This is a genomic window from Desemzia incerta (assembly GCF_900115825.1).
GTDB classification, from domain to species: domain Bacteria; phylum Bacillota; class Bacilli; order Lactobacillales; family Carnobacteriaceae; genus Desemzia; species Desemzia incerta.
Genome location: NZ_FOXW01000006.1, coordinates 111,824 through 135,651, shown reverse-complemented (window position 1 = coordinate 135,651; position 23,828 = coordinate 111,824). Strand labels below are relative to the sequence as shown.

The 23,828-nt window shown below is 37.4% G+C and carries 20 protein-coding genes and 1 pseudogene; 17 read left to right on the top strand and 4 right to left on the bottom strand.

Annotated elements, in window-relative coordinates; translation table 11 throughout:
* Positions 1 to 3 precede the first annotated feature (3 nt).
* From BM137_RS11320 to BM137_RS08905, 5 genes are all read left to right on the top strand, one after another.
* Positions 4 to 219: a hypothetical protein gene (locus BM137_RS11320; RefSeq protein WP_092480819.1), complete on the top strand. Its 216-nt coding sequence runs from the start codon at positions 4 to 6 to the stop codon at positions 217 to 219.
* Positions 220 to 1,299: 1,080 nt separating this feature from the next.
* Positions 1,300 to 2,676 (top strand): Na+/H+ antiporter NhaC, encoded by a 1,377-nt coding sequence (nhaC, locus tag BM137_RS08920; RefSeq protein WP_092480818.1) that lies wholly within the window; start codon positions 1,300 to 1,302, stop codon positions 2,674 to 2,676.
* A gap of 476 nt (positions 2,677 to 3,152) precedes the next feature.
* Entirely contained in the window at positions 3,153 to 3,716 is a 564-nt protein-coding gene (locus BM137_RS08915; RefSeq protein WP_092480817.1) for a recombinase family protein, read from the top strand.
* Positions 3,713 to 3,883 (top strand): DUF1398 family protein, encoded by a 171-nt coding sequence (locus tag BM137_RS08910; protein WP_092480837.1) that lies wholly within the window; start codon positions 3,713 to 3,715, stop codon positions 3,881 to 3,883. The genes BM137_RS08915 and BM137_RS08910 overlap by 4 nt, the downstream gene beginning before the upstream one ends.
* A 100-nt stretch (positions 3,884 to 3,983) precedes the next feature.
* Positions 3,984 to 4,544 carry a DUF488 domain-containing protein gene (locus BM137_RS08905; RefSeq protein WP_092480816.1) on the top strand — a complete coding sequence of 187 codons (561 nt, stop codon included), beginning with the start codon at positions 3,984 to 3,986 and terminating at the stop codon, positions 4,542 to 4,544.
* A 20-nt stretch (positions 4,545 to 4,564) separates the two neighbouring features.
* Here the strand turns inward: BM137_RS08905 and BM137_RS08900 are convergent.
* Positions 4,565 to 4,720 (bottom strand): annotated as a pseudogene (locus tag BM137_RS08900) (recombinase family protein); the annotation flags it as partial.
* A 474-nt stretch (positions 4,721 to 5,194) separates the two neighbouring features.
* Here BM137_RS08900 and BM137_RS08895 point away from each other — a divergent pair.
* From BM137_RS08895 to BM137_RS08885, 3 genes are all read left to right on the top strand, one after another.
* A complete protein-coding gene (locus BM137_RS08895; RefSeq protein ID WP_092480815.1) occupies positions 5,195 to 6,784 on the top strand; it encodes a type I restriction-modification system subunit M in 1,590 nt (529 codons plus the stop codon).
* Positions 6,784 to 8,001 carry a restriction endonuclease subunit S gene (locus BM137_RS08890; protein ID WP_092480814.1) on the top strand — a complete coding sequence of 406 codons (1,218 nt, stop codon included), beginning with the start codon at positions 6,784 to 6,786 and terminating at the stop codon, positions 7,999 to 8,001. The genes BM137_RS08895 and BM137_RS08890 overlap by 1 nt, the downstream gene beginning before the upstream one ends.
* A 98-nt stretch (positions 8,002 to 8,099) precedes the next feature.
* The gene (locus tag BM137_RS08885) at positions 8,100 to 11,150 is read left to right on the top strand and encodes a type I restriction endonuclease subunit R (protein WP_341849605.1); all 3,051 of its coding nucleotides are present in this window, start codon (positions 8,100 to 8,102) and stop codon (positions 11,148 to 11,150) included.
* A gap of 273 nt (positions 11,151 to 11,423) precedes the next feature.
* Here the strand turns inward: BM137_RS08885 and BM137_RS08880 are convergent, their stop codons facing one another.
* Positions 11,424 to 12,425, bottom strand: coding sequence for a type IA DNA topoisomerase (locus tag BM137_RS08880; protein WP_092480812.1), 1,002 nt, complete (start codon positions 12,423 to 12,425; stop codon positions 11,424 to 11,426).
* Between the two features lie 379 nt (positions 12,426 to 12,804).
* Between BM137_RS08880 and BM137_RS08875 the strand changes: the two genes are divergently transcribed.
* The 6 genes from BM137_RS08875 to gap all read left to right on the top strand — a co-directional run bounded on the left by BM137_RS08875 (position 12,805) and on the right by gap (position 19,111).
* A complete protein-coding gene (locus tag BM137_RS08875) occupies positions 12,805 to 13,527 on the top strand; it encodes an amino acid ABC transporter ATP-binding protein (RefSeq protein WP_092480811.1) in 723 nt (240 codons plus the stop codon).
* 35 nt (positions 13,528 to 13,562) lie between these two features.
* Entirely contained in the window at positions 13,563 to 14,381 is an 819-nt protein-coding gene (locus BM137_RS08870; RefSeq protein ID WP_092480810.1) for a transporter substrate-binding domain-containing protein, read from the top strand.
* Complete coding sequence (locus BM137_RS08865) at positions 14,381 to 15,091, top strand: amino acid ABC transporter permease (RefSeq protein ID WP_092480809.1); 711 nt, start codon at positions 14,381 to 14,383, stop codon at positions 15,089 to 15,091. The genes BM137_RS08870 and BM137_RS08865 overlap by 1 nt, the downstream gene beginning before the upstream one ends.
* On the top strand, positions 15,088 to 15,747 hold the full coding sequence (locus BM137_RS08860; protein WP_092480808.1) for an amino acid ABC transporter permease: 660 nt from the start codon (positions 15,088 to 15,090) through the stop codon (positions 15,745 to 15,747). Before BM137_RS08865 ends, BM137_RS08860 begins: the two co-directional genes overlap by 4 nt.
* A 425-nt stretch (positions 15,748 to 16,172) precedes the next feature.
* On the top strand, positions 16,173 to 17,936 hold the full coding sequence (locus BM137_RS11425; protein ID WP_092480807.1) for an ammonium transporter: 1,764 nt from the start codon (positions 16,173 to 16,175) through the stop codon (positions 17,934 to 17,936).
* A 161-nt stretch (positions 17,937 to 18,097) separates the two neighbouring features.
* Positions 18,098 to 19,111 (top strand): type I glyceraldehyde-3-phosphate dehydrogenase, encoded by a 1,014-nt coding sequence (gap, locus tag BM137_RS08850; RefSeq protein ID WP_092480806.1) that lies wholly within the window; start codon positions 18,098 to 18,100, stop codon positions 19,109 to 19,111.
* Positions 19,112 to 19,237: 126 nt separating this feature from the next.
* On the opposite strand, the gene BM137_RS08845 is transcribed toward gap, so the two are convergent.
* Complete coding sequence (locus BM137_RS08845; protein ID WP_244887680.1) at positions 19,238 to 19,777, bottom strand: TorF family putative porin; 540 nt, start codon at positions 19,775 to 19,777, stop codon at positions 19,238 to 19,240.
* A 204-nt stretch (positions 19,778 to 19,981) separates the two neighbouring features.
* On the opposite strand from BM137_RS08845, the gene BM137_RS08840 reads away from it, so the two are divergent.
* Positions 19,982 to 20,404: a DUF1801 domain-containing protein gene (locus BM137_RS08840; protein ID WP_092480805.1), complete on the top strand. Its 423-nt coding sequence runs from the start codon at positions 19,982 to 19,984 to the stop codon at positions 20,402 to 20,404.
* Between the two features lie 98 nt (positions 20,405 to 20,502).
* Here the strand turns inward: BM137_RS08840 and BM137_RS08835 are convergent, their stop codons facing one another.
* Entirely contained in the window at positions 20,503 to 21,654 is a 1,152-nt protein-coding gene (locus BM137_RS08835; RefSeq protein ID WP_092480804.1) for an ArgE/DapE family deacylase, read from the bottom strand.
* A 174-nt stretch (positions 21,655 to 21,828) separates the two neighbouring features.
* Here BM137_RS08835 and BM137_RS08830 point away from each other — a divergent pair, with 174 nt between their 5' ends.
* Together BM137_RS08830 and BM137_RS08825 are read left to right on the top strand one after the other, a co-directional pair.
* Positions 21,829 to 22,944, top strand: a complete 1,116-nt coding sequence (locus BM137_RS08830; RefSeq protein ID WP_218147510.1) for a YibE/F family protein — start codon at positions 21,829 to 21,831, stop codon at positions 22,942 to 22,944.
* Complete coding sequence (locus tag BM137_RS08825) at positions 22,941 to 23,723, top strand: YibE/F family protein (protein ID WP_092480803.1); 783 nt, start codon at positions 22,941 to 22,943, stop codon at positions 23,721 to 23,723. Before BM137_RS08830 ends, BM137_RS08825 begins: the two co-directional genes overlap by 4 nt.
* Positions 23,724 to 23,828 lie beyond the last annotated feature (105 nt).

The following is a 23,828-nucleotide window of genomic DNA, read 5'->3' as shown; positions in this document are numbered from 1 at the left end:
CTTATGGGGATTATTAAAACTATGTTAGAATTTAAATGGTCTGTATTACTTATTGAAGCATTTTTTTTGATTGGTGGAGTTTTGCTAGTAACCACTGGATTTAAAGTACGAAAACAAAGCAAGACTTCAGCTTTCATTAGTATAGGTATAGGGACAATAATTACATTAATTTCACTTTATATACTTTTTTGGACATTTATAGTTGGATATAATTCTTAACTAGATGAGATTTACATATTCTAATTACACAATTACACAAGTGTAATTGTGTAATTTCGCTTTAAACATAATTAAAAAAAGCAAAGAGTTTATTTTTTCTGAAATTCTCTGCTTTTTTGCTTTTATGGAAATAAAGAGAACGATTTTAAGGCGATTTCAAACTATAGGCAAGGTAAACGTACGTGCATGAGAAGAGCTGGAAATTGTCTTTTTCATTAGCCTATCTACATTATTTGATCGACTATATCCAGACTGTTAAGTGGTTTGTATACTTTTTTTGTTTGATACCTTTTAATCATCATCTGCACAAACATTCAGGATCAAAAGGATAAAAATGTTATCCCTAAATAAAAAAATAAGTAGGAATAAAAAATAAAATTTGAAGTGAATAACGTATATTTACATAACGAACCAATTAGGCAGATTCATAGTTCTCTCTAGCAATAAAAGAATATTTTGGTAATTGTAATGTGGGGTGTAATAAATTGATCATACAAAATAAAACTACTTAAATTATTAAGGTGAAACAAATAGCGATAGAAAAACCGGTTGAATATCAAATGAAAATAACGTCAACTTATTTAGCTGCCCAAGTCGGAATAGCTGAAATAGGAGACGAGGCTCATGAAGTGGTACTATTAATTGTTTTAGATTATCAGAATGTAATAAATGCGATACACCGTGTCTTTCAAGGCGGGTTAAACTCTAGAGTTGCTAGTATGAGATCTACGCATACCTCCTTGTGTTGAACATTTGAAAGCTTCACCGATAATTAGTTGTTCGATCTCTGACTGGTTTTGTCAAGCGAAAGTTAAAATGTTCTAAAACCAAGGCTCACATTAATGCAAACATTTACTTCGCAAAAGTCTTATTCTTTTTATATACTAAATTGCTTTGACATTCGCTTATTAATGGTTGATACTAGAGAAATAGTATTTTCTGCTGGATATATTAAGGTAGAAGGGTACATATCGGAAAGAAAGGGAGTAGTAGCATGTTTTTATGCAACACTACAGGGGGCATCACTTATTATCGTATGACTAATTTTACTTCATCACTATAAAATCAGGAGTGTATAGAATGAAAAAGTTGTCCATACGAGAAAGTTTAGCTTTACTGTTACTATTATTAATTATGATTGGTGTTAGCATTATTAAGTTTAAATTAGATCCACAAACACCTTTACTATTGGCAATTACGTTGCTGATTGTTTGGGGAAGATTTCGCAGACACTCTTGGGAAGAGATTCATAATGGCATTCAAAAAGGAGTTAAGACAGGTATCATACCGATGATTATCTTTATTCTAATCGGCGCGCTTATTTCTGTTTGGATTGCATCTGGAATTATTCCTTCGATGATGGTAGTTGGTTTCAAATTATTGAATCCGAGCTTTTTTATTCCATCGGTCTTTTTAATTTGTGCCGTAGTCGGTACATCTATTGGTTCAGCACTAACGACTGTTTCTACAATTGGCTTAGCTTTTCTAGGAATGGGAACAGCTATGGGTTTCGAACCTGGTTTAATAGCAGGTGCCATTGTTTCAGGTAGTGTGTTTGGCGATAAGATGTCACCACTGTCAGATAGTACGAATTTAGCAGCCGCGATTGCTGAAGTTGATCTGTTTAAGCACATAAAAAATCTAATGTGGACAACGATTCCAAGTTTAATTTTATCTACCTTATTATTTTTATTCTTTGGTATGAATAATGAGCTTGCAACAACAAATCAAGTTGTGGGGTTAACAAAGGTAATAGAATCTAATTTTCAAGTGAATTGGTTGGCTGCTATTCCAATTATCTTTATACTCATTTCTTCATGGAAACGAATCCCAGCAATTCCAACGTTATTAATTAATATTGGCTTGTCGATAGGCTTATTGAAGTTTAATTCTCCATCTGTTAAATTGACTGAAATTTCAAGTTACATTCAAGAAGGGTATGTTTCAACAACGGGCAATGAAATAATTGATGCGTTATTGTCACGAGGTGGTGTTCAGAGTATGATGTGGTCTATTTCGCTGATTATTCTAGCCCTAGCTCTTGGTGGATTATTAATGGAATTCAAAATTATTGATACCGTAATGTCGCCTATTTCGGATGCAAGTTTATCGATTGGAAACTTAATTCTTGTAACAGCGTTATCTGCTATTGGGGTAAATGCTCTAGTCGGAGAACAATACCTAGCGATTGTTTTACCAGGAAATGCATTTAAGAAGACCTATAAGCAATCAGATTTATCACCTTTAGCTCTATCACGTGTATTGGAAGATGCCGGTGCTGTTATTAATTCATTGATTCCTTGGGGAGTAAGTGGCGTGTTCATCTCAACCGCCTTAGGTGTTCCAACGTTAACCTACTTGCCATTTGCGTTTTTCTGCTTATTGTCGCCTATTTTAACCGTTATCAGCGGATATGCGAATATAGGGATTAAGAAACTGGAATCCTCAACGTTATAAAAAATAAGGAAGAGTCGAAAGCACAATTCAAACGTGCTTTTGGCTTTTTTTGGGCTCTATAAGATTTAGTGTTGGTGAACCAATCGGTTCACTGGCACTAAATCTTATTTTTAAATGAAAAAAGACCAGTGAGCTCCTATAATTAAGTTACCAAACAAAAGAATCTACTTGTCAAAGATCCTTTTTTTGTTACTCTGACTTGACTTTAAAGGATACAAGCCCTTTTAATTAAGTGTTTAACACGTGCAGAGATTTGATGAATAATTTTCTTGTATAAGTTTAAGGTGTTATTTCTGCCAAATTGAAAACACATTTTTTAAGAGAAAAATTTTTATATTGTTTAGTCTAATATCAATCGTTAGTATATGGTCATAATTCAAGAGTATTGACTATGATTTTACAATCCAGTAAAATCAATACATACAACGGTGTCATAACTTATAGTCAAAAGTAAAGTGAAAAAGAGGGTGAATAACGTGAAATATGGCTATGCTCGGGTAAGTACTCGCCATCAGGATTTAGAAGGGCAGATGCGCCAACTGGAAGAGGAACATTGCGAACGGATCTATTATGAAAAAATTACCGGAACGAAAAACGATCGTCCTGAATTTCAAAAGCTCCTACAGGAACTTCAAACTGGAGATACGATAGTAGTAACAAAACTAGACCGATTCGCTCGGAGCACCCAAGATGCCTTGAACACGATTAAAGTACTCTTCGAAAAAGGGGTTAAGATTAATGTGTTAAACTTGGGCGTGATTGAGAATACGTCTACAGGTAGACTAATTTTCACCATTTTTAGCGCCTTCGCGGACTTTGAACGTGACCTAATCGTAGAACGAACTCAAGAAGGGAAAGAGATTGCTAAACAGCGACCAGGATACCGAGAAGGTCGTCCAAAAAAGTTCTCTCAACAGCAGATCACTCTGGCTATGAGTCTCCTAGAGACTCACTCCTACACAGAGGTGGAGAAGATGACTGGAATTAGTAAGAGTACCTTGACCCGCCACAAGCGGAAACTGACCTACCTAACCCAATAGAGACAGGGGATTCCCCATATTCAGGTTCCATAGACAAAACCGCTATTTGTGAGTTAACTGGAGAAGTTGGAGTTCCATTTTGGGCAAGCGATTTAGTATCAAAACAAGTTACTTATTATGACAATAATGAGCACGCACTACTAGTAGAGCCAATCCCTGGATCATAAGAAAATCATACCTATCTATTGATTCAAGCTGAAAGAAAGACAAGAATAAGAGGTACAGAGAAGCTAACCTTTTAAAGGTGGCAAGAAAGGCGGACTCAAGATGGAGATTTATACAGTTGGGCATTCAACACACAGCACCGAAGAACTTTTATCATTGCTTAAAGCATACAAGATAGAAATGTTGATCGATGTTCGTGCTTATCCAGGCAGTAAGCGGTTGCCTCAGTTCAATAAAGAGAACATGGAGAAATGGCTGCCAGATCAATCTATCCATTACCTTCATATGCCCGAATTGGGCGGCAGAAGAAAGAAAAATAGGGAAATCGATGAGTCGTTGATAGACGGATGGAGAAACACCTCTTTTCGCAATTATGCGGCATACAGTTTAACAGAAGAGTATGAGAAAGGGATAAAGAAGTTGATAGAAATCGATAGGAAAGAACGCGTTTGCTACATGTGTTCTGAAAGCGTTCCTTGGCGATGCCACCGGCTTTTGATTTCAAATACGTTGACGTTAAAAGGATTAATGGTTCGCCACATCATGACAGAGAAAAAAACAATTCTTCATGAAATAGGAATGTACGGCGCAACAGCTGTCGTAAATGGACCAAAATTGATTTACCCTAAACAAGAAGACACTAGATTACCTGATGAGACATAAACTAAATGATAAGATAATCAAATAGAACTGCGCTCGAACTGGCTGAAGGCCTGGAAGACGGTCATACTAAGCCGCCCTTGTGGGGGGCTCGTATCGAAGTTCTCCTTCAGGCTGACCAGCTTCACATCCTGCTCCTCGAAGTAGCTGACGAGATCGATCAGGTCCTTGGTGCTGCGTGCTGACGCGCGCATAGCCGTAGACATCGCCACTCATGGTCCTCATCCCCTTTTTTTATCTTTATTGTATTACAAAGGGTGGTTAAAGGCCTATAGATAGTGAGATGGCTTTTGAAACCGAAAAAACCCATCTTTCGGTACAAGGAGGGTGCTTTTTCCTTTGTCTCATAATCGATTGTTTTTGATACTGAAATCACAGAGAAAAAATAGAGTTTTTTTCTGATTTAACAATCTAATATAGATTCTAGTTAGTTAATAGAGTAACAAGTCAGAGATTGTGTAGTTTCTTGGTCGAATTAATTATCACAAATAAGTTGAAATAAGAGAAGCCAATAAAAATGCCAAGAGGCTGGGAAACATTTACAAATCGGCGCTATAAACATTCACACATCTGTTATAATAGATGCATAGTATTTAATTATGTATTTTAAACAATAAAAGTGATTACATTAAATTATATTTGGAGGATTTTACATGACTAAGGGAACAGCAACAGAACTATATCAAGCATTATGGACTTCGGCAGATGTATTACGTTCTAAAATGGACGCTAGTGAGTATAAGAACTATTTACTTGGATTGATTTTCTACAAATATTTATCAGATACGATGCTAGTGCATTCATCGGAAATGTTGGAAGAAAAGACAGAAAATTTAGATGAAGCTTTAGATATGTACCGTGAAGCTTATGCGGATGATGAATTTAGCGAAGAGTTTCAATCTGCATTGGTTTATGAAATGTCTTATCGAATTAAACCAGAATTAACATTCTCTGCTTTGATGGAAGAAATCAATAACCATACATTCCAACGTGAACATTTACAACAAGGTTTACGTGATATTGAACAATCGTCAAACGTTTTTGAAGATTTATTCGAAGATATTGATTTAAACTCTAAAAAATTAGGTGCTACACCACAAAAACAAAACGATACGATTTCTCAAGTCATGAAAGCTTTAGACAATTTAAACTTGGCTAATTATGACGGGGATGCATTAGGAGATGCCTATGAATACCTTATCGGACAGTTTGCGGAGGACTCAGGTAAGAAAGCTGGGGAGTTCTACACGCCGTCCCAGGTGTCTACGCTTATGACCCGCATCGCTTTGGCAAATAAAGAAGATAAGAAAGGTTTAACAGTCTATGACCCCACAATGGGTTCAGGATCATTGCTATTAAATGCGTCTAAATATTCAAATGAAGCGTCAACAATTCGTTATTTTGGTCAAGAATTAAATACATCAACATATAACCTAGCTCGTATGAATATGTTCCTACATAATGTAGATCCAGAAAATCAGACTTTACGTAATGGGGACACGTTAGATGTGGACTGGCCACAAGATGAACCTACAAACTTTGATGCTGTTCTGATGAACCCACCTTATTCAGCAAAATGGTCAGCAGCAAAAGGTTTCTTAGATGACCCACGTTTCGCTTCTTATGGTGTGTTACCGCCAAAATCAAAAGCTGACTTCGCATTCTTACTACACGGTTACTTCCACTTGAAGAATGATGGGAAAATGGCCATTGTCCTACCACATGGTGTACTTTTCCGTGGCGCTGCTGAAGGTAAAATCCGTAAAGCCTTACTAGAACAAGGCGCAATTGATACGGTTATTGGCTTACCAGCAAATATCTTCTTCAATACAAGTATTCCAACAACGGTTGTTATTTTGAAGAAAAACCGTGATAGTCGTGATGTGCTATTCATTGATGCCTCAAATGAATTCACTAAAGTCAAAAATCAAAATAAATTAGAAGAAAAACATTTAGATAAAATCTATGAAACTTATTTAAAACGTGAAAATGTAGAGAAATATGCACATGTTGCGACATATGAAGAAATCGAAGAAAATGATTTCAACCTAAATATCCCACGATATGTCGATACATTTGAAGAAGCTGAACCGATTGATGTTGTGGCTTTAAAAAATGAAATGAAACAAACTGATCAAGAAATTGAAGCAGTTTCTAAAGAACTTTTAGCGATGGTTGATGATTTAGAGGTAACAGATGATACCAAAGATATCATTGATGCATTGAAGGAGGTCTTGGGATAATGAGTATAAACAAAAACTCACAAAAAACACCAAATCTTCGGTTTAAAGGTTTTACTGACGATTGGGAACAGCGTAAATTGGGAGATTTAGGATCTGTAGTAATGAATAAGAGAATTTTTAAAGATGAAACTTTTGAAAATGGCGAAATACCTTTTTTTAAAATTGGAACTTTTGGTGGTAAGCCAGATGCGTATATTACTCGTGAAAAATTTGAAGATTATAAGAGTAAATATCCATATCCGCAAGTAGGAGATATTTTAATTTCCGCCTCAGGGAGTATTGGTAAAACTATTGAATACAAAGGGGAAGAAGCCTATTATCAAGACTCAAACATTGTATGGCTAAAGCACAATGGAAAATTAGATAATCTATTTTTAAAACATTTTTATTCTATTGTAAAATGGAATGGAATTGAAGGTACCACAATTAAAAGGTTGTACAATAAAAATATTTTACAAACAACAATAATTGTCCCATTCATACAGGAACAAATTAAAATTGGGAATTTCTTTAAACAACTAGATGACACTATCGCTCTTCACCAGCGTAAGTTAGACCAATTAAAACAACTAAAAGCAGCGTTGTTACAGCAAATGTTCCCAGGTAAAGGCGAAACGGTGCCGAAATTACGGTTTGCTGGGTTTGAAGGGGATTGGGAAGAGCGGAAGTTAGGTTCAATTTATGATTTTAGTAAAGGTAAGGGATTACCTTTAGATAGTTTTACTCATTCTAAGGATGATCCAGCTATTGCTTATGGGCATCTTTACACAAAATATTCAGAAGTAATTAGTGAAGTATATCTAAGTTCTGATGATGACGGAGTGTTATCAAAAGAAAATGATTTGCTATTTCCAGGAAGTTCTACGGTTCCTAATGGTACGGCACAAGCAAATGCGATTATGTTAAATAACGTTAAGCTTGGTGGAGATATAATAATTGCCAGACCCAAACAAGATATTCGTGTTTTATCTATTTTTATGAGTTATCAAATTAATTCACAAAGACAAAAATTATTCCCTATCACTGTTGGTACAACTATTGCTCATATGTATGGGAAAGATCTTTCTAAGGTTGAGTTCTTTATGACGAACTATTCAGAACAAGAAAAGATAAGTGATGTATTCAAACAACTAGATAACACTATCACTCTTCAACAACGTAAATTAGATCAACTGAAAAATACGAAACAAGTTTTACTAAAAAATATGTTTATATAATCATATAAATCACCTTCGCTATATTCAGTTCACTTTGATAAAGAGTATTGATGTAGCGAAGGTATTTGTATAAAAATCATTATAAAGGAGTGTGTGATGTGAAAAGCTTTGAATTAGAGAGCGAAATGGAAAATAAGTTGATTGATCAGTTAATCAATGGTGAATCGCAATGGACTTATCGGCCAGATTTAAGAAACGAAGAAGCATTATGGGATAATTTCCGCAAAATTCTGACTCGTAATAATAAAGATAAACTAAATGACGTCCCGTTAACCGATATGGAGTTTGAACAAGTCAAAACGCAATTAAATTTCGGATCATTTTATCGTGCTGCTGAATGGTTAAAAGGGGAAAATGGGATTGCACAAGTCCTTGTACCACGTGAAGATGCGAAACTAGGAAAAGTTTCCTTAACTGTATTCAAGTCACAAGATATCTCTGGTGGGATTTCTGTTTATGAAGTGATTAATCAATACGCGTCAAGTAAACGTGATGAACAAGACCGTAATCGCCGTTTTGATGTGACTTTATTGATTAATGGCTTACCTTTAATTCAGATTGAATTAAAGAATCGTTCAGAAGGGTATATGGCAGCCTTTGAACAAATCAAGAAGTACTCAAACGAAGGTAAATATACTGGTATCTTTTCCATGCTTCAAATGTTTGTGGTCACAAATGGGGTAGATACGAAGTATATTGCAGCTGCTGATGGCCAACATATTAATAAAGAGTTCTTAACCTCATGGGTAGATAAAAATAATAATAGAGTCAATAACTATTTAGGTTTTGCCAAAGAAGTGTTATCTATCCCGAAAGGTCATAAAATGATTACCGAGTTTTCTGTGTTAGATGATGACCATAAAGCGATTATTTTACTTAGACCTTATCAAATTCATGCGATCTTAGCTGTAGAGCAGGCCGTACGACAACGTCAGTCTGGTTACGTATGGCATACAACAGGTTCTGGTAAAACACTTACGTCTTATAAAGTGGCCAGAAACCTATTGAGAAGTCCTGCGTTAGATAAAACGATATTTATCGTAGACCGAATTGACCTTGACCAACAAACGGGTACTGCCTTTAAATCTTATGCAATGAATGACGTTGTAGAAGTGAATGATACGGATAACGTATCCGATTTGGTGCGAAAATTAACTGCTAATGACCGTGACTTAGTGATTACAACGATACAAAAATTAAATTATGTTATGAAACGTTATGGTGATAAAGAAGATAACCATATCACAAAGAAATTACGCAATTTAAACATAGGGTTCGTAGTAGATGAATGTCACCGTGCTGTTACTCCTAAAAAACAACAAGAAATTACGAAGTTTTTCCCTAAATCCCTTTGGTATGGCTTTACTGGAACCCCAATATTTGCGGAAAATGCGAGAGATGAATTTGGGGATATGCCACGTACAACAGAAGAACAGTATGGCCCACGTCTACATGAATACACGGTAAAAGAAGCCATTCACGATAAAGCTGTACTCGGTTTCCAAGTTGAATATATTAATACACTTGAAAAGAACTCTATTGTAGATTATTTTGACCAATCAGGTATAGATATAGATGGATTGAGTGAACATGAAATAGAAGCTAAATTACCTAGAGAAGCTTATGAAAACGATGAACACAAACTAAAAGTCATTGACCAAATCGTTAATTACTCAAGACATAAATTCAAACTCACTCGTGGCCCAGGGAACACCTATAGTGCGATTTTAACCACACGTTCTATTCCTGATGCACAACGCTATTATGAACTGTTTAATGAAGTAAAAGAAGGTAAATCAAGCGTTAAGATAAGTGAAAAAACAAAGAGTCTAGTATCAGACTTCCCGAAAGTAGCGGTGACTTATTCTTTAAATGAAACAGAAGAAACTTCTTTTGAACGTCAATCACAATATAAACAAATCATTCAAGATTATAATGAAACGTTCAACACACATTATGACCTAGAACAGGTTAGAGCTTTTAACCAAGACATAAATAATCGTTTAGCACGGAAAAAAGATATATACCGTACACGTAGTGAACAATTAGATATTGTGATTGTGGTTGATCGTCTATTAACAGGTTTCGATTCACCTTCAACAGCGATTTTATTCATGGATAGACCACCCGCAAAGCCGCACCATTTAATTCAAGCTTTTTCACGGACAAATCGTATCTACGACAAGGATAAACAATACGGCCAGATTATGACTTTCCAATATCCAAGTCAGTATCAAGAAGCGGTCGAAAATGCCTTTATTTTGTATTCTAACGGTGGAGAGAGCGCAATACAGGCGCCAGGGTGGAATGAGTCATACGGACGCTTCCAGGACGCTTATGAGCGTTTAATTTCTGTCGCACCTAGTCCAGAGAGCATTGATGTCAATGACGATGTCGATACCCTTAAACTCTTTGTAAAAGCTTATCAAGAATTTGATAAGAGCTTAGGCGCTATCCAAGTATATTCAGAGTTTGATGAAGAGGTGTTTGAACAACAATATGGCTTACGTCCTGAAGTAATAGAGTCTTACCATGGTAAGTATGAGAACGCCTTAGAAAAAATTAGAGAACAAATCGATGAAGATGAAGAAGATGACTTAACGATTGACTTCGATTACCAGTTGTCTGAAGTAGGGAAGCAACAAATTGATTACGAGTACTTAATGCTGTTGATGCAAACAATCGTAAATGAACCTAATAGTCAAAATCGTATCAAACGTATTGTTGACGCTGAAGCTTACTTAACGAAATTTAAAGATAATAACCCCAAATTAGGTGAAATTATTGAAGATATCTTCTCAACTATCAAGGATGGTAATGAACTAACATCAACAGAAGACACGCTTAATGTAGCGAATGAAATTGAAAAGCGTATTGATGATCGTGTAAGTGAATTGGTTCATGGGTTAACGGAAAGCCTCCATGTCCAAGAGGATGATTTGCATTACTTAATCGAGAATTACAAACCTGATAAATCAGGTAAACAAACTGGTGAGAATAATCTCCTTGAGAATATGGATAAAGACCGTTATCTAGAAGAAAATCGGGAGAAAGTACAGAAGAAATTCAGAGTGAAAAAATTCGCTAAACAAGAGTATACCGATGTAATCGAAAGCGAAATACTCCCGTTAACGAACAAAAACTTCTAAAAATGAATAACAAAGAAGGGGCTGGGACAAAAGGTCTCTCAAAAAAATACACTCCCAAAACTATGAACTTTTTTGTTCAGTAGTGGGAGTGTATTTTTCTATATCTTTATAAAAATAAACGAAAGTGGGACTACTTTTTTCGCAAAAGTAGTTTTGTCCCAGCCTCTTTCCTTTTGTTTTATTGTTTTAATCTTTTTATTTGTAGGTCAGATATACATAATTGACCACCTAATCCTTTTAAAATGGCTCTAAATCGTCCTGTCAGCGTCTATTTTATTTGTCAAAGTCAAAAGTTACCCTATTTTCAACAATTTTCAATTTAGCATTAAAGTTCTTACCCTTTTTACTTTTAAACCCTTTAATTTCTGATGTAGTACCTTTCTCCAGCAATTCTTGGATATTCTTTTTAGGTATCGTTTTACCACTCCATTTTTTTGGTAAAGTAAACTTACATTCAGGATAATTATCACACCCCAAAAATTTCCCTTTATCTACAATATGATGTTGGCATTTAGGACAAGTGCCAATCATTTTGTCGTCCATTTTTTTTTTTGCATGAACTTGAATATCACTATTTTTGAAATTATCAGGTACAGTATTAATCGTATGTTCAATAAATCGTCCAATACTATCAATAAAGGCTTCCTGTGTACCTTGTTCTTCTTTTATTTTGTTTAAATATTTTTCCCATTGTGCTGTCATTGAAGCGTTTGCGATAGGGTCATCTTTAATGATTTCACATAAAGTGATTCCTTTTTCGGTTACTTCTAAATATTTTTTATTTAATCGAATATAGCCTTTGTTTTTGATATTTTCGATTATACTAGCTCTTGTCGCTTCTGTACCGATACCTTCTGTTTCTTTCAATATATCTTGTTCATTTTCTTCTTCTAACGTTCTTCCGACATTCTTCATTGCTGTTAAAAGTGTACCTTCGGTGTAAGGTTTTGGTGGCTTTGTTTCGCCTTGTTTTGTTTCAAAATTAGCGGTAACTGTATCGCTTTTAGCGACTGCTGGTAATACTTCCTTATCATCTTTATCTTCTTTACTATCTGATAAAATACGTTTAAATCCTTTGTCTAATTCCACTTTTCCAGTAGTTTTAAACTCAATACCATTCGCATTGGTTAAAATAGTTGTTTCTTCATAGCGATAAGGCTTCTCAAAAATAGCAATTGTTCTAAGTAAAATTAATTCATAAATTTTACGTTCAGTATCATTTAATTTATCTAATTCAGGAGAAAAATATTTTTGAGAAAAAGAACCATTGAGCATAAAACTAAACAGATAATTATAAAATTTGGTAGTTTATAAAAAGTATGAATTATTCAGGTAATAAACAGTTATTAGATTTTGTAGTATATCACCGTATTTTAAAAAAGCTTCTCTCTCAAAATAAAAAAGGTTTTTGCTAATTAATGACAAAATAATGAACGTTCTCTAATTTCGGAAAGTGGCTTTAGAATAAGCTTTTGAGACGTAAAAAATACTAACTATCATTTTCATGTAAGATAACATTACATAAATATTGCATATTTTAATTGTTTTCTAATCTAAACATCATTATAATTTTAATTTGTACTAGAGAATAGTGCGTGAATACTTCAAAATAATGAAATGTTCATAATTTTTTGCAAAAGGAGATGAGGCAACGTTGATTAAGCTGCAAAATGTAAATAAATATTTTGGAGACCACCATGTACTGAAAGATATCAATCTAGAGGTGGCGGAAGGGGAGAAAATCGTTATTATCGGGCCTTCGGGTTCTGGTAAAAGTACGACTGTACGATGTATGAACTTCCTTGAGGAACCGACATCAGGAGAAGTTTTTATTGAAGGCAAACAAGTGACTGCAAAAAACAAATTAGAAGTTGTACGCAATTCTTCTGCAATGGTTTTTCAACAGTTCAACCTCTATCCGCATATGACGGTGTTGGAAAATCTGACGATTGGTCCAATAAAGCTGCAAAAAAAATCTAAAAAAGAAGCAGAAGAAACAGCCTATAAGTATTTAGATATCGTAGGGCTGAGAGAGAAAGCCAATGTTTATCCGTCCACTTTATCAGGTGGACAACAGCAAAGGGTCGCTATCGCGAGATCCCTTTGTTCAGAAACGAAAATCATTTTATTCGATGAACCGACATCAGCTTTGGATCCGGAAACGGTGCAAGAAGTACTGGACGTTATGATCCAACTATCGAGTATGAATATTACGATGGTCGTCGTGACACACGAAATGGGCTTTGCAAGGCAAGTAGCAGACCGAGTTATTTTTATGGATGAAGGAACGATTTTGGAAGTAGGGACTCCGGAACATTTCTTCGATAATCCGACTCATGAACGAACGAAAGAATTTTTAAGTAAAATTTTACGATAAAAAAGGGATAATCAACTAATTAGGGGGAAAAAGAGATGAAAAAAAGAAATCTATTCGCTGCATTGATGTTGTCCAGTTTGTTGTTTTTAGGAGCTTGTTCGTCAGATGAAGGTTCAGCGACTGAGCCGACAAGCGGCGCGGATCAAGTTACCATTGAATCCATCAAAGATGCAGGCGTATTGAAAGTAGGAGTCAAAGAAGACGTTCCAAACTTTGGTTTGAAAAATACCGAGACCGGAGAAATCGAAGGTTTTGAAATCGATATTGCGAAGAAATTAGCCGAAGATATTTTAGGCGATCCAGACGCTATCGAATTGACGCCAGTTACAGCAAAAACACGTGGTCCATTATTAGATAACGGTGAAGTTGATATGATCATCGCTACCTTTACCGTAACCGATGAACGAAAAGAAACTTACAATTTTACTGACGCTTATTATGAAGACGCAGTCGGTTTGCTGGTCAAAAAAGATAAAAATTATGAAGGTTTGAAAGATATGGATGGAGCAACTATCGGAGTATCGCAAAGTTCAACAACAGCCGATGCTATTAAAGCAGAAGCTGAACAATACGATATCACAATGGACTTTTCAGAATACGCAACTTATCCAGAAATCAAAGCGGCTTTAGATTCTGGTCGTGTAGATGCGTTTAGTGTGGACAGATCGATCTTGGCTGGTTACTTGGATGATTCTACTGTGATCTTGCCAGACCGTTTTGCTACTCAAGATTATGGAATTGCGACGAAGAAATCTAATACAGAGTTAGCAGAGCACGTAAATGAGTTGATCACTACATGGGGAGAAGATGGTACTCTTGATGGATTGGTTTCAGAGTGGGGACTGAATGAATAATGAACAGTACAAATCCGTTCGCTCTTTGGAGATGGGAGGCTCTGTTTCAAAACTTTGACAGTATTGGGGCTGGTTTTTTTAGGACGCTTCAAATCGCTGTTTTAGCCTTGCTGCTGTCTTTAGTGATAGGGGTATTCGTTGGTATTCTCTCCACAGCTCAAAGCTGGCTGCCGCGTTCTATTGCGCGGGTGTACGTGGAGATTTTCCAAAATATCCCGCTGGTCATTCAGATTTTCTTTATGTACAACGGGTTGGCTATGGCTGGTTTAGTATTGAGTGAATTCACTATTGGGGTAGTAGGTGTTGGGCTGTATCATGGAGCTTATGTAGGAGAAGTCGTGCGGGCCGGTATTTTATCCATGCCAAAAGGTCAGCATGAGGCCGCCTATTCTCAAGGTTTCAATTACGCGCAAACCATGCGCTATATCATCTTGCCGCAAATGGTGAAAAGTATTTTGCCGCCATTAACGAACCAGGCGGTCAATTTGATCAAAAACACATCTGTATTGGCGATCATCGCTGGAGCAGATTTGATGTATGCAGCTGACTCTTATGCGTCTTATTCGTTAAATTATGGACCGGCTTATGTTATAGCGGGGCTGCTGTATTTCTTATTGTGCTTCCCGCTGGCTACTTTCTCGCGGAAATACGAAGAGAAATTGAAGAAAAATGATTCCGTAGTAGTGGATATTCCGGAGGTGATGGAATGATCGAGTCTCTAAAAACCGTTTTTACTCAGCCTAATGTTCTTTTTCTATTGGACGGTCTAAAAACGTCTTTACTGATTTCTTTAGGAGTGGTCATTCTTTCCATCCTATTCGGAACTCTTTTAGGATTAGTGCGGAACTATGAAAGAAAAATCTTCGGCAAATTAGCCGGATTTTATATCGAGTTGTTTCGTAATACACCGTTGCTGCTGTGGATGCTGGGTTGCGCCTTCTTGATTCCAGGAAGTACGATCTTATTGAAAGGGTCGTTTGCTTTATTCCTATATACTGCTGCAGTAGTAGCTGAAATCGTTCGCGGGGGATTAAACGCGATTCCAAAAGGACAATTTGAAGCGGCTCACTCTCAAGGATTCTCATTCTTCCAAACTTTGTGGTACATTATTTTGCCGCAAACGTTCAAAAAAATCATTCCGTCTTTGTTGTCGCAAGTGATTACGACCATCAAAGATACCTCATTCCTTGCAGGGTTGGGAATCATGGAGTTCACTCGAAGCGGACAAGTGATTTTAGGGAAAGTCACTAAAACCTCAGAAGTTTTTATGATCTATGCTTTCTTAGCTGTAGTGTATTTCTTGATTTGTTTTACCTTGTCTGTTTTAGTCAGAACTTGGCATAGCAGAAATTCAGAAAATGTGTGATGGATCTACCATGAATAAAAATAGTGCATATCCTTAGTGAAAAAGGGTATGTGCTGTTTTTTTGTTTGTTTTAATTGAAAAAGAGATTAGATGAGAAAAGTACGTACATAATGATTTGTTTTTATAATATCGTTCGTTAGTTTGGTTAATGAATTATAAGTTTTTTATAAACATTTTATAGTATATACCAATATATAAAAGTGTTTAGTTTATAATTTATAAAGACTATTTATAAAAGGTTTTTTATTAATTTTTATATCGAAATACAAATATATACCATATTTGATGTTAGGTGTTCTGACATGCAAAGTAAGGTTTAGGAAATTATTTTGATAAATCGAATGAAATGTGTTGCAACCTTCGTTATTTGATGTTAGTTTTTATAACATGTTATAAAAATAGCTGGTCAAAAGGAGGAGTTAAAGATGTTTGAAGCAACAGATACACTATGGGTTTTAGTAGGGACGGTATTGGTGTTTTTTATGCAGGCGGGATTCGCAATGGTAGAGACAGGGTTTACTCGGGCAAAAAATGCCGGGAATATCATTATGAAAAACTTATTGGATTTTGTATTGGGGTCTTTGATGTATTGGGTCATTGGCTTTGGAATTATGTTTGGACCAAGTATTGCAGGTTTTATCGGAGCTCCTGATTTATTTGTCCAAGGGAATTACGATTCAACGATTCCTGGAAATGTGTTTTTAATGTTTCAAACAGTCTTTGCTGCGACTGCGGCTACGATTGTTTCAGGGGCAATGGCAGAGCGGACAAAGTTCAGTTCTTATTTGATTTATACGTTGATCATTTCAACTATTGTTTACCCCGTATCAGGTCACTGGATTTGGGGCGGAGGATGGTTGTCCGAATTAGGATTTATAGATTTTGCCGGTTCAACGGCAGTTCATATGGTAGGTGGCGTCTCAGCTTTGATTGGAGCTAAAATACTTGGTGCTCGTATTGGAAAATATGACAAAGATGGAAAAGCACGTGCCATTCCTGGTCATAGTTTAACACTGGGAGCTTTGGGAGTGTTCATTCTCTGGTTTGCTTGGTTTGGCTTTAATGGAGCGTCAACGGTATCAGCTACAGGAGATGAAACGTTGACATTGATCGGAACCATCTTTTTAAATACAAACCTTTCAGCAACAACCGCAACGCTAGTAGCTATGGCAATCACTTGGATGAAATACGGCAAACCAGACATCTCAATGACGTTAAACGGCTCGCTTGCTGGTCTTGTAGGAATCACGGCTGGTTGTACCGTCGTTTCGCCAATTGGAGCAGTTGCGATCGGAGCACTCTCTTCTATAGCTTTAGTTTATGGTTTAGAATTTATAGAACATAAAGCAAAAATCGATGATCCGGTTGGGGCTTTTGGAGTTCATGGAATAGCGGGATCTTTAGGAACGATTTTAGTAGGCGTATTCGCTGTCGATGGTGGAATTTTATATGGCGGAAACTTTGAATTGCTTAGCGTACAAATACTTGGAGTTGCAGCAGTTGCATTGTGGGTGGCTGTGACGATGACAGCTACATTCCTTGTGATTGATAAAACGGTTGGACTGCGAGTCAGTAAAGAAGAGGAAATTGCCGGAATGGACGTCTCAGAACATGGCTTAAAATCAAGTTACGGAGATTTTGTTACTGTACCTTTTGGCCAAGTTCCTGTATTTAGAGGAATCAATAAGCAACCAAATGATGCAGAGCTGGCATTTGCTGGAATGGGCTTGGGGGATGTAGACTTTGATACGGAAGAAACGATCCCAGAAATAAAACCTGAATTGCCGAAATTAGGACGGTCCCTTTCAGGAGAAGAAAAAATATCAAAAGTCGACATTATTGCTAATGAAGATCGATTTGAAGAACTAAAAGATGAGCTGAACAAAATCGGTGTTACTGGAATGACAGTAACAAATGTTTACGGTTATGGGATACAAAAGGGACACACCACTTATTACCGTGGAGCAGAAGTGGATGCCAACCTGCTGCCTAAAACACGCATAGAAATCATTGTGAGCAGTGTTCCGGTAGAAAGAGTAGTTGAAGCGGCACGCAAGGTTCTTTATACGGGCCATGTTGGAGATGGGAAGATTTTTGTATATGAGGTGGAAAATGTGATCCGCATCAGTACGGGTGATTCTGGTTCTTCAGCTTTGGATTACTCTGATAGTGCAGAAACGGTTGTTTAATAATTGAAAGATTTTAGAGACAGTACCTTGATTTCGTATAGAGAATACAAGGTACTGTTTTGTTGTGAGAGCGTCTATCTTTTTTAATGCGTACAATTGGAAATTCTCCTTCATAAGCGTTACCATAAAAGTAGATTCAAATAAAGAAGGAGGAAATATTCATGTCAATAAAAGTAGCGATTAATGGATTTGGACGTATCGGACGTTTGGCGTTGCGCCGGATGTTGGAAATGGACACAGAGTTAGAGGTAGTTGCGATCAATGACTTGACGGATAATGACGACTTAGTTTATTTGCTAAAATACGATACTGCTCAAGGACGCTTCCCTTATGAGGTAGAAGTAGGGAACGACGCGATTATTGTGGATGGAAAAGAAATCAAAGCATACGAAGAAAAAGATGCGAGCCAATTGCCTTGGGGCGACTTAGGTATCGACATCGTTCTAGAATGTACTGGTTTCTATACTTCAGCGAAAAAATCTCAAGCTCACTTGGATGCAGGAGCCAAACGTGTATTGATCTCTGCGCCAGTTAAAGCTGCCGGAGCAGAAGTAGACAACACGAAAACCATTGTTTACGGAGTTAACCATGATTCGTTGGATGCAGATGATCAAATCGTTTCTGCAGCTTCTTGTACAACGAACTGCTTGGCACCGATGGCAAATGTGTTGAACAAAAAATACGGTATCAATAGTGCATTGATGTCAACGATTCATGCCTATACAGCAACTCAAGCGCTTCAAGATTCACCTGGCGGACGTAAAAACCGTGCCGGAGCGCAAAATGCGATTCCAGCTTCAACAGGTGCTGCTAAAGCAGTAGGAAAAGTTATTCCTGAATTGGAAGGTAAAATTGATGGTACAGCTGTCCGTATCCCAACCGTTACAGGTTCGATGACAGAGTTGTACTCAGTATTGAATACAAAAGTAACCGTAGATGAAGTCAATGCGGCAATGAAAGAAGCTGCAACAGATGCATTCTTATACAATGAAGATGACATCGTATCTTCAGATGTTATCGGAGTGCCGGCTGGTTCTATCTTTGACGCAACTCAAACGAAAGTTATAGATGGCGAAAGCGGCCAATTGGTCAAAACAGTTGCTTGGTACGACAACGAGTACGGTTTTGTAGCCAACATGGTCGGAACGTTAGAACACTTTGCAAATATTAAATAAATAGGTTTGATTTAGCGGGGAGCATCAGCTTCCCGCTTTTGTGCGTGTTAAATGATGCAAAAACTCGAGGCTTATAAAATAGCCTCGAGTTTTTGATAGGTTAATCAATTATTTAAATGGGTATTGTCATAGCTCTGTAATGGATCTGAATATTTCTGAATAGACTGCTTTTATGTTTTCATCTGTATTTTCGTCATCGTACAAATAAAATTCCCAAGCTGTTGAACTATCGGCAGTCTCAGCATAGAATCCGCTGGCATAACTCGTTCCTGTTGTCCATTCCCAATCTTCCCAGGAATCATCGTCAAAATCTAAATCTGCTTCTGTAAATGGAATATGGTTGTTAGCCTCTATAAAAAAGAACGGAATAGGATAATCTAAGTAAATTTTTGCATACGGAATTTCACTGGCTTGCGATAAATTTTCGGGCATGATAAAAACGGCATCATAAGAATCGAAATCATTATTCATGACATCATCAAAAGTGATTTCCTCAAAACTGACTTGTTCTTCTTTGATCTCTGGAAAATCTCCTATAACAGCAATAGTTAACGGTCTGCCTTCGTATTTTACAGACCTTAGATGTAGTAAGTAAACTGATAGTACAACAATTAAAGCTGAAACTAAAAGCAAGAAAATCCATTTAAGACTTATTTTTCTTTTCATCCTACATCTCCTCAAATATAACAGTTACGATACAATTTAATTGAGCTAAGTGTACCATAATAGCTGATTAAATAAATGATGTTTTTAAAAAATATTTCTATTTGTTACTGTAGCTATGGAAGCTCTTTTTCAGAGAATTGTACTTGTACTTTTAAAGTGCCATAATGGAACTAACATCTATTCGAAGAAGAGGAGCGTGACTGTATGGCTGAACCGAAAATGAAAGAAAATGATAATAGCGTGATCGACTTTATCGAAAGTGTAGAGAGTGAAAAGAAAAAAGCTGATGCTTATCAGTTGCTGGACATTTTTGAAGAGGTAACAGGCTTTAAAGCGAAAATGTGGGGTCCGAGTATCATCGGTTTTGGCAGCTATCACTATAAGTATGCTTCAGGACATGAAGGGGACGCACCTTTAGCCGGATTCTCGCCAAGAAAAGCGAAGATCAGTCTTTATTTAGCTTATGAAAGTGAAGAAAGAGAAAAAATGCTGGAAAACTTTGGCAAACATACGACAGGAAAGGCTTGTATCTATGTCAATAAACTAGCGGATATCGACACTCAAGTTTTAAAAAAATTGATCGAACAGTCAGTAGAAACGTATCAAAATCTTTACCCGAATGAATAAAGCTAGTGACTTCAATCTTTCAATACAATAAGACCTCCGCTGAATTCAGCAGAGGTCTTATTTAGTATGATCAAAAAAAATCTATCTAATAAACGATTTTACTGATTAAATGCTAAAATCATTTCTTTGTACAAATCAATGAATTTCAAGTAAACATCTTTGTGCACGTACTCATCAATTTTGTGAGCCATTTTAGTTAAGCCGGGTCCAAACATCATGAACGGGAACTCGTCGCCTTTAGAGCGCAGGAAGTTGGATCCGTCAGTTACTCCTGGAGAACCAATCGTTCCAGGTTTTTCACCGAAATACTTCTCGCCTAAATCTTGAGCGATTTCTACCAGTTCAGATTTTCCATCTGTGAACACACTCGGCAGAGCCATTGTGACTTCTACATGAATCTTAGCATCTTTTTGCTTGTTGATTTCTTCAGCAATCTCATTGAATTTGGCAATGACTTCTTCCGTATCGTATTCAGGAATCGTCCGCACGTTGAATTCTGCAGCAGCAACCTCAGGAATCGAGTTGACTTGCTGTCCGCCTTGTACGATCGTGCAGTTCATGATCAATTCGCCCAGCGTTTCATTTGAGCGGCTCGGGTCGCGTACTTCTGCGTTCACTCGAGTGATGAATTCAGCTAGTGGATCGATCGCGTTGTAACCTAAATGCGGCATAGCACTGTGCGCTTCTTGTCCTTTTGAAGTGACTTTGAAGTTCAAGGAACCTTTATGCGAATAAACGATCACGTCTTGAGAGGGTTCTGCGACGATCAAAGCATCGACATCGTCCATGTAGCCTTCTTCATATAATTTCTTCGAACCAGCTCCGCCGACTTCTTCACCAGTCGTTGCCATGAAACGGACAGAACCTTTTGTTAAAGAGTTGCTTTCTTTCAATTCAATCATAGCGATGGCTAAAGCAGCCAGTCCTGATTTCATGTCGTTAGCCCCGCGTCCATAAAGCTTGCCGTCTTTTTCGGTCAGCACAAATGGGTCTGTCGACCAGTTGGAGACATCCCCCGGTGAGACGACATCCATATGTCCTGAGATCCCAAATACCGGCGATCCTGAACCGATTTCCGCTACCAAATTGACCCTGGTTTCTGTAACGGGAACGATCGTGGAGTCGATACCGTACTCTGCGAACAATTTCTTCAGGTATTCCGCTACTTCGATCTCGTTTTCGTTGACACTGTTGATAGCTACAAGATCTTCTAAAATAGTTAATTTTTGCTGCTCTGTAAAAACACTCATCCTAATTAGCTCCTTCTTGTTTTTATCCTAAAACTTGCCGTACTCTCTACATCAATCTTACATGAAGCGGATGAAAGCTTCAAATAAGGGGCTAAAATGCTAAAAAAGGGTTGTCTCTGAAGAACGAAAAGTGATAGGCTACACTGAGATACTCATTCAATTGGAGGTATTCTGATGAATATCAAATGGAAAAATAAAACGTTTATAACCTATGGATTGATTTTACTCAGTATGGTGTTATCCATCTTATTTGTACAAAATAACTTTTACTTATACGACAAGCCGATAGCAGAAGTGATAGAAACTACTGTGACGGATGAAGAAGAAACGGTAGATTCCCTGAGCAATACAGATCAAGTAATTGATCAAACGGTGATCGGTGAAATCAAAAACGGCGACCATAAAGGGCAACGGATTCTAATGGAAAACCAATACTCCGAATCCGGTGCGGCGGACCACGAATATCAAATGGGAGATAAAATCTTCGTGAGTATTCAAAACGATGAGGGAACGCATTTGACAGGAAATATCGAAGGGGCTAAACGAGATACGTTTATCGTAGTTGCTGCTTGGTTGTTTATCGTGACGGTCCTATGGGTTGGGAAAAAGAGCGGTTTGTACTCATTGATCAGTTTAGTCGTCAATGTTTTGGTATTGATGCTGGCGATGAATTACTACACTGAGGGAGAAGACGTAAATTTATTCTGGATCTGCAGCGGACTGGTGCTTTTCTTTACAGTCTTTTCATTGTTGTTGGTGAGCGGAAACAACAAAAAGACCCATGCGGCTATTTTAGCCACTGTGGCAGGGACATTCTCGTCGTTGCTGATTGCTTATGCGGTCATTAAATTGACAGCTGGAGAAGGACTGCGGTACGAAGAGATGGCTTTTATCACCAGAAATCCGCAGTCGGTATTTTTAGCCAGCCTTTTAGTCGGTTCTCTAGGAGCGGCAATGGACATTGCCATCACGATCACTTCCTCGCTGTATGAGCTGACGGAGAAAAATCAGGCGATCGCATTGAAAGACTTGAAGACATCCGGCAGAGAAATCGGCAAAGACATTATGGGCACCATGTCTAATGTGCTGTTCTTTGCGTATGTAAGCGGCAGTATTCCGATGATCTTGTTGTATTTGAAAAACGGTATGGCAGTGAATTATACATTGTCGATGAATTTGTCGTTAGAGTTGACGAGGGCGCTAGTAGGAAGCATCGGGATCGTCTTGACGATTCCCATCAGCATCTATACAGCCATTTACTTTATCCGTAAGGGGAGGGTGATCAAATGAATGTACTGATTTTGTTGGCACTGATTTTATTTGTCCTCATGAAAGTGATCGGCGGGGAAAAAGGGACGCGCTCTTTTCTGGCGTTGTTCTTCAACTTCGGGATCATGCTGGTTACTATCATTCTTATGACAGACCAAGCAATCAATCCGATTCTTCTAACGATCATTGCTTGTATATTGATCAGCTGCATTAATTTATTTTACATCAATCAGTTTAATTTTAAGTCTCTTACGGCCTTTGTTTCAACGATTCTTACGTTGATTTTGTTGATTTTCGCTGTTTTTGTATTGGTAGAGAAGTCTAAAATTCAAGGGTTTGGGATAGAAGAAATTGAAGAGCTGCTGTCGTTTTCATTTTATGTCGGGATCGATTTTGGCGACATCATCATCTGTACGATCATCATGGGAACGATCGGAGCTATAACCGATACAGCCATCTCGATTTCTTCTGCGATGAACGAAATCTACTTTCACAATCCGACTTTAGATCGGTACCAATTATTCAAGTCCGGGATGACAGTTGGAAAAGATATCCTTGGGACAACGACAAACACGTTATTCTTTGCTTTCATCGGCGGTTATCTGGCTCTGATTATTTGGTTTAAGGATTTAGGCTACTCTTTAGGCGAGGTTTTAAATTCGAAAGTGTTCGCGTCTGAAGCCATGTCGATTTTTTATACAGGAACGGGTGCTATTTTGATCATCCCGATTACAGCATGGCTTTCAGCGTATAGTATGGTCAAATACAAAGACAAGGTTCGTTCCGGAGAGGCAGAATAACAGTAGAGAAATATTTGATAGGTCAAAAAATCGTGCAGACTTTCAGCACGATTTTTTTGTGACGTCTTTCAGTGCTGATAGAAGAAAACTAGGCATGTTGAGGCG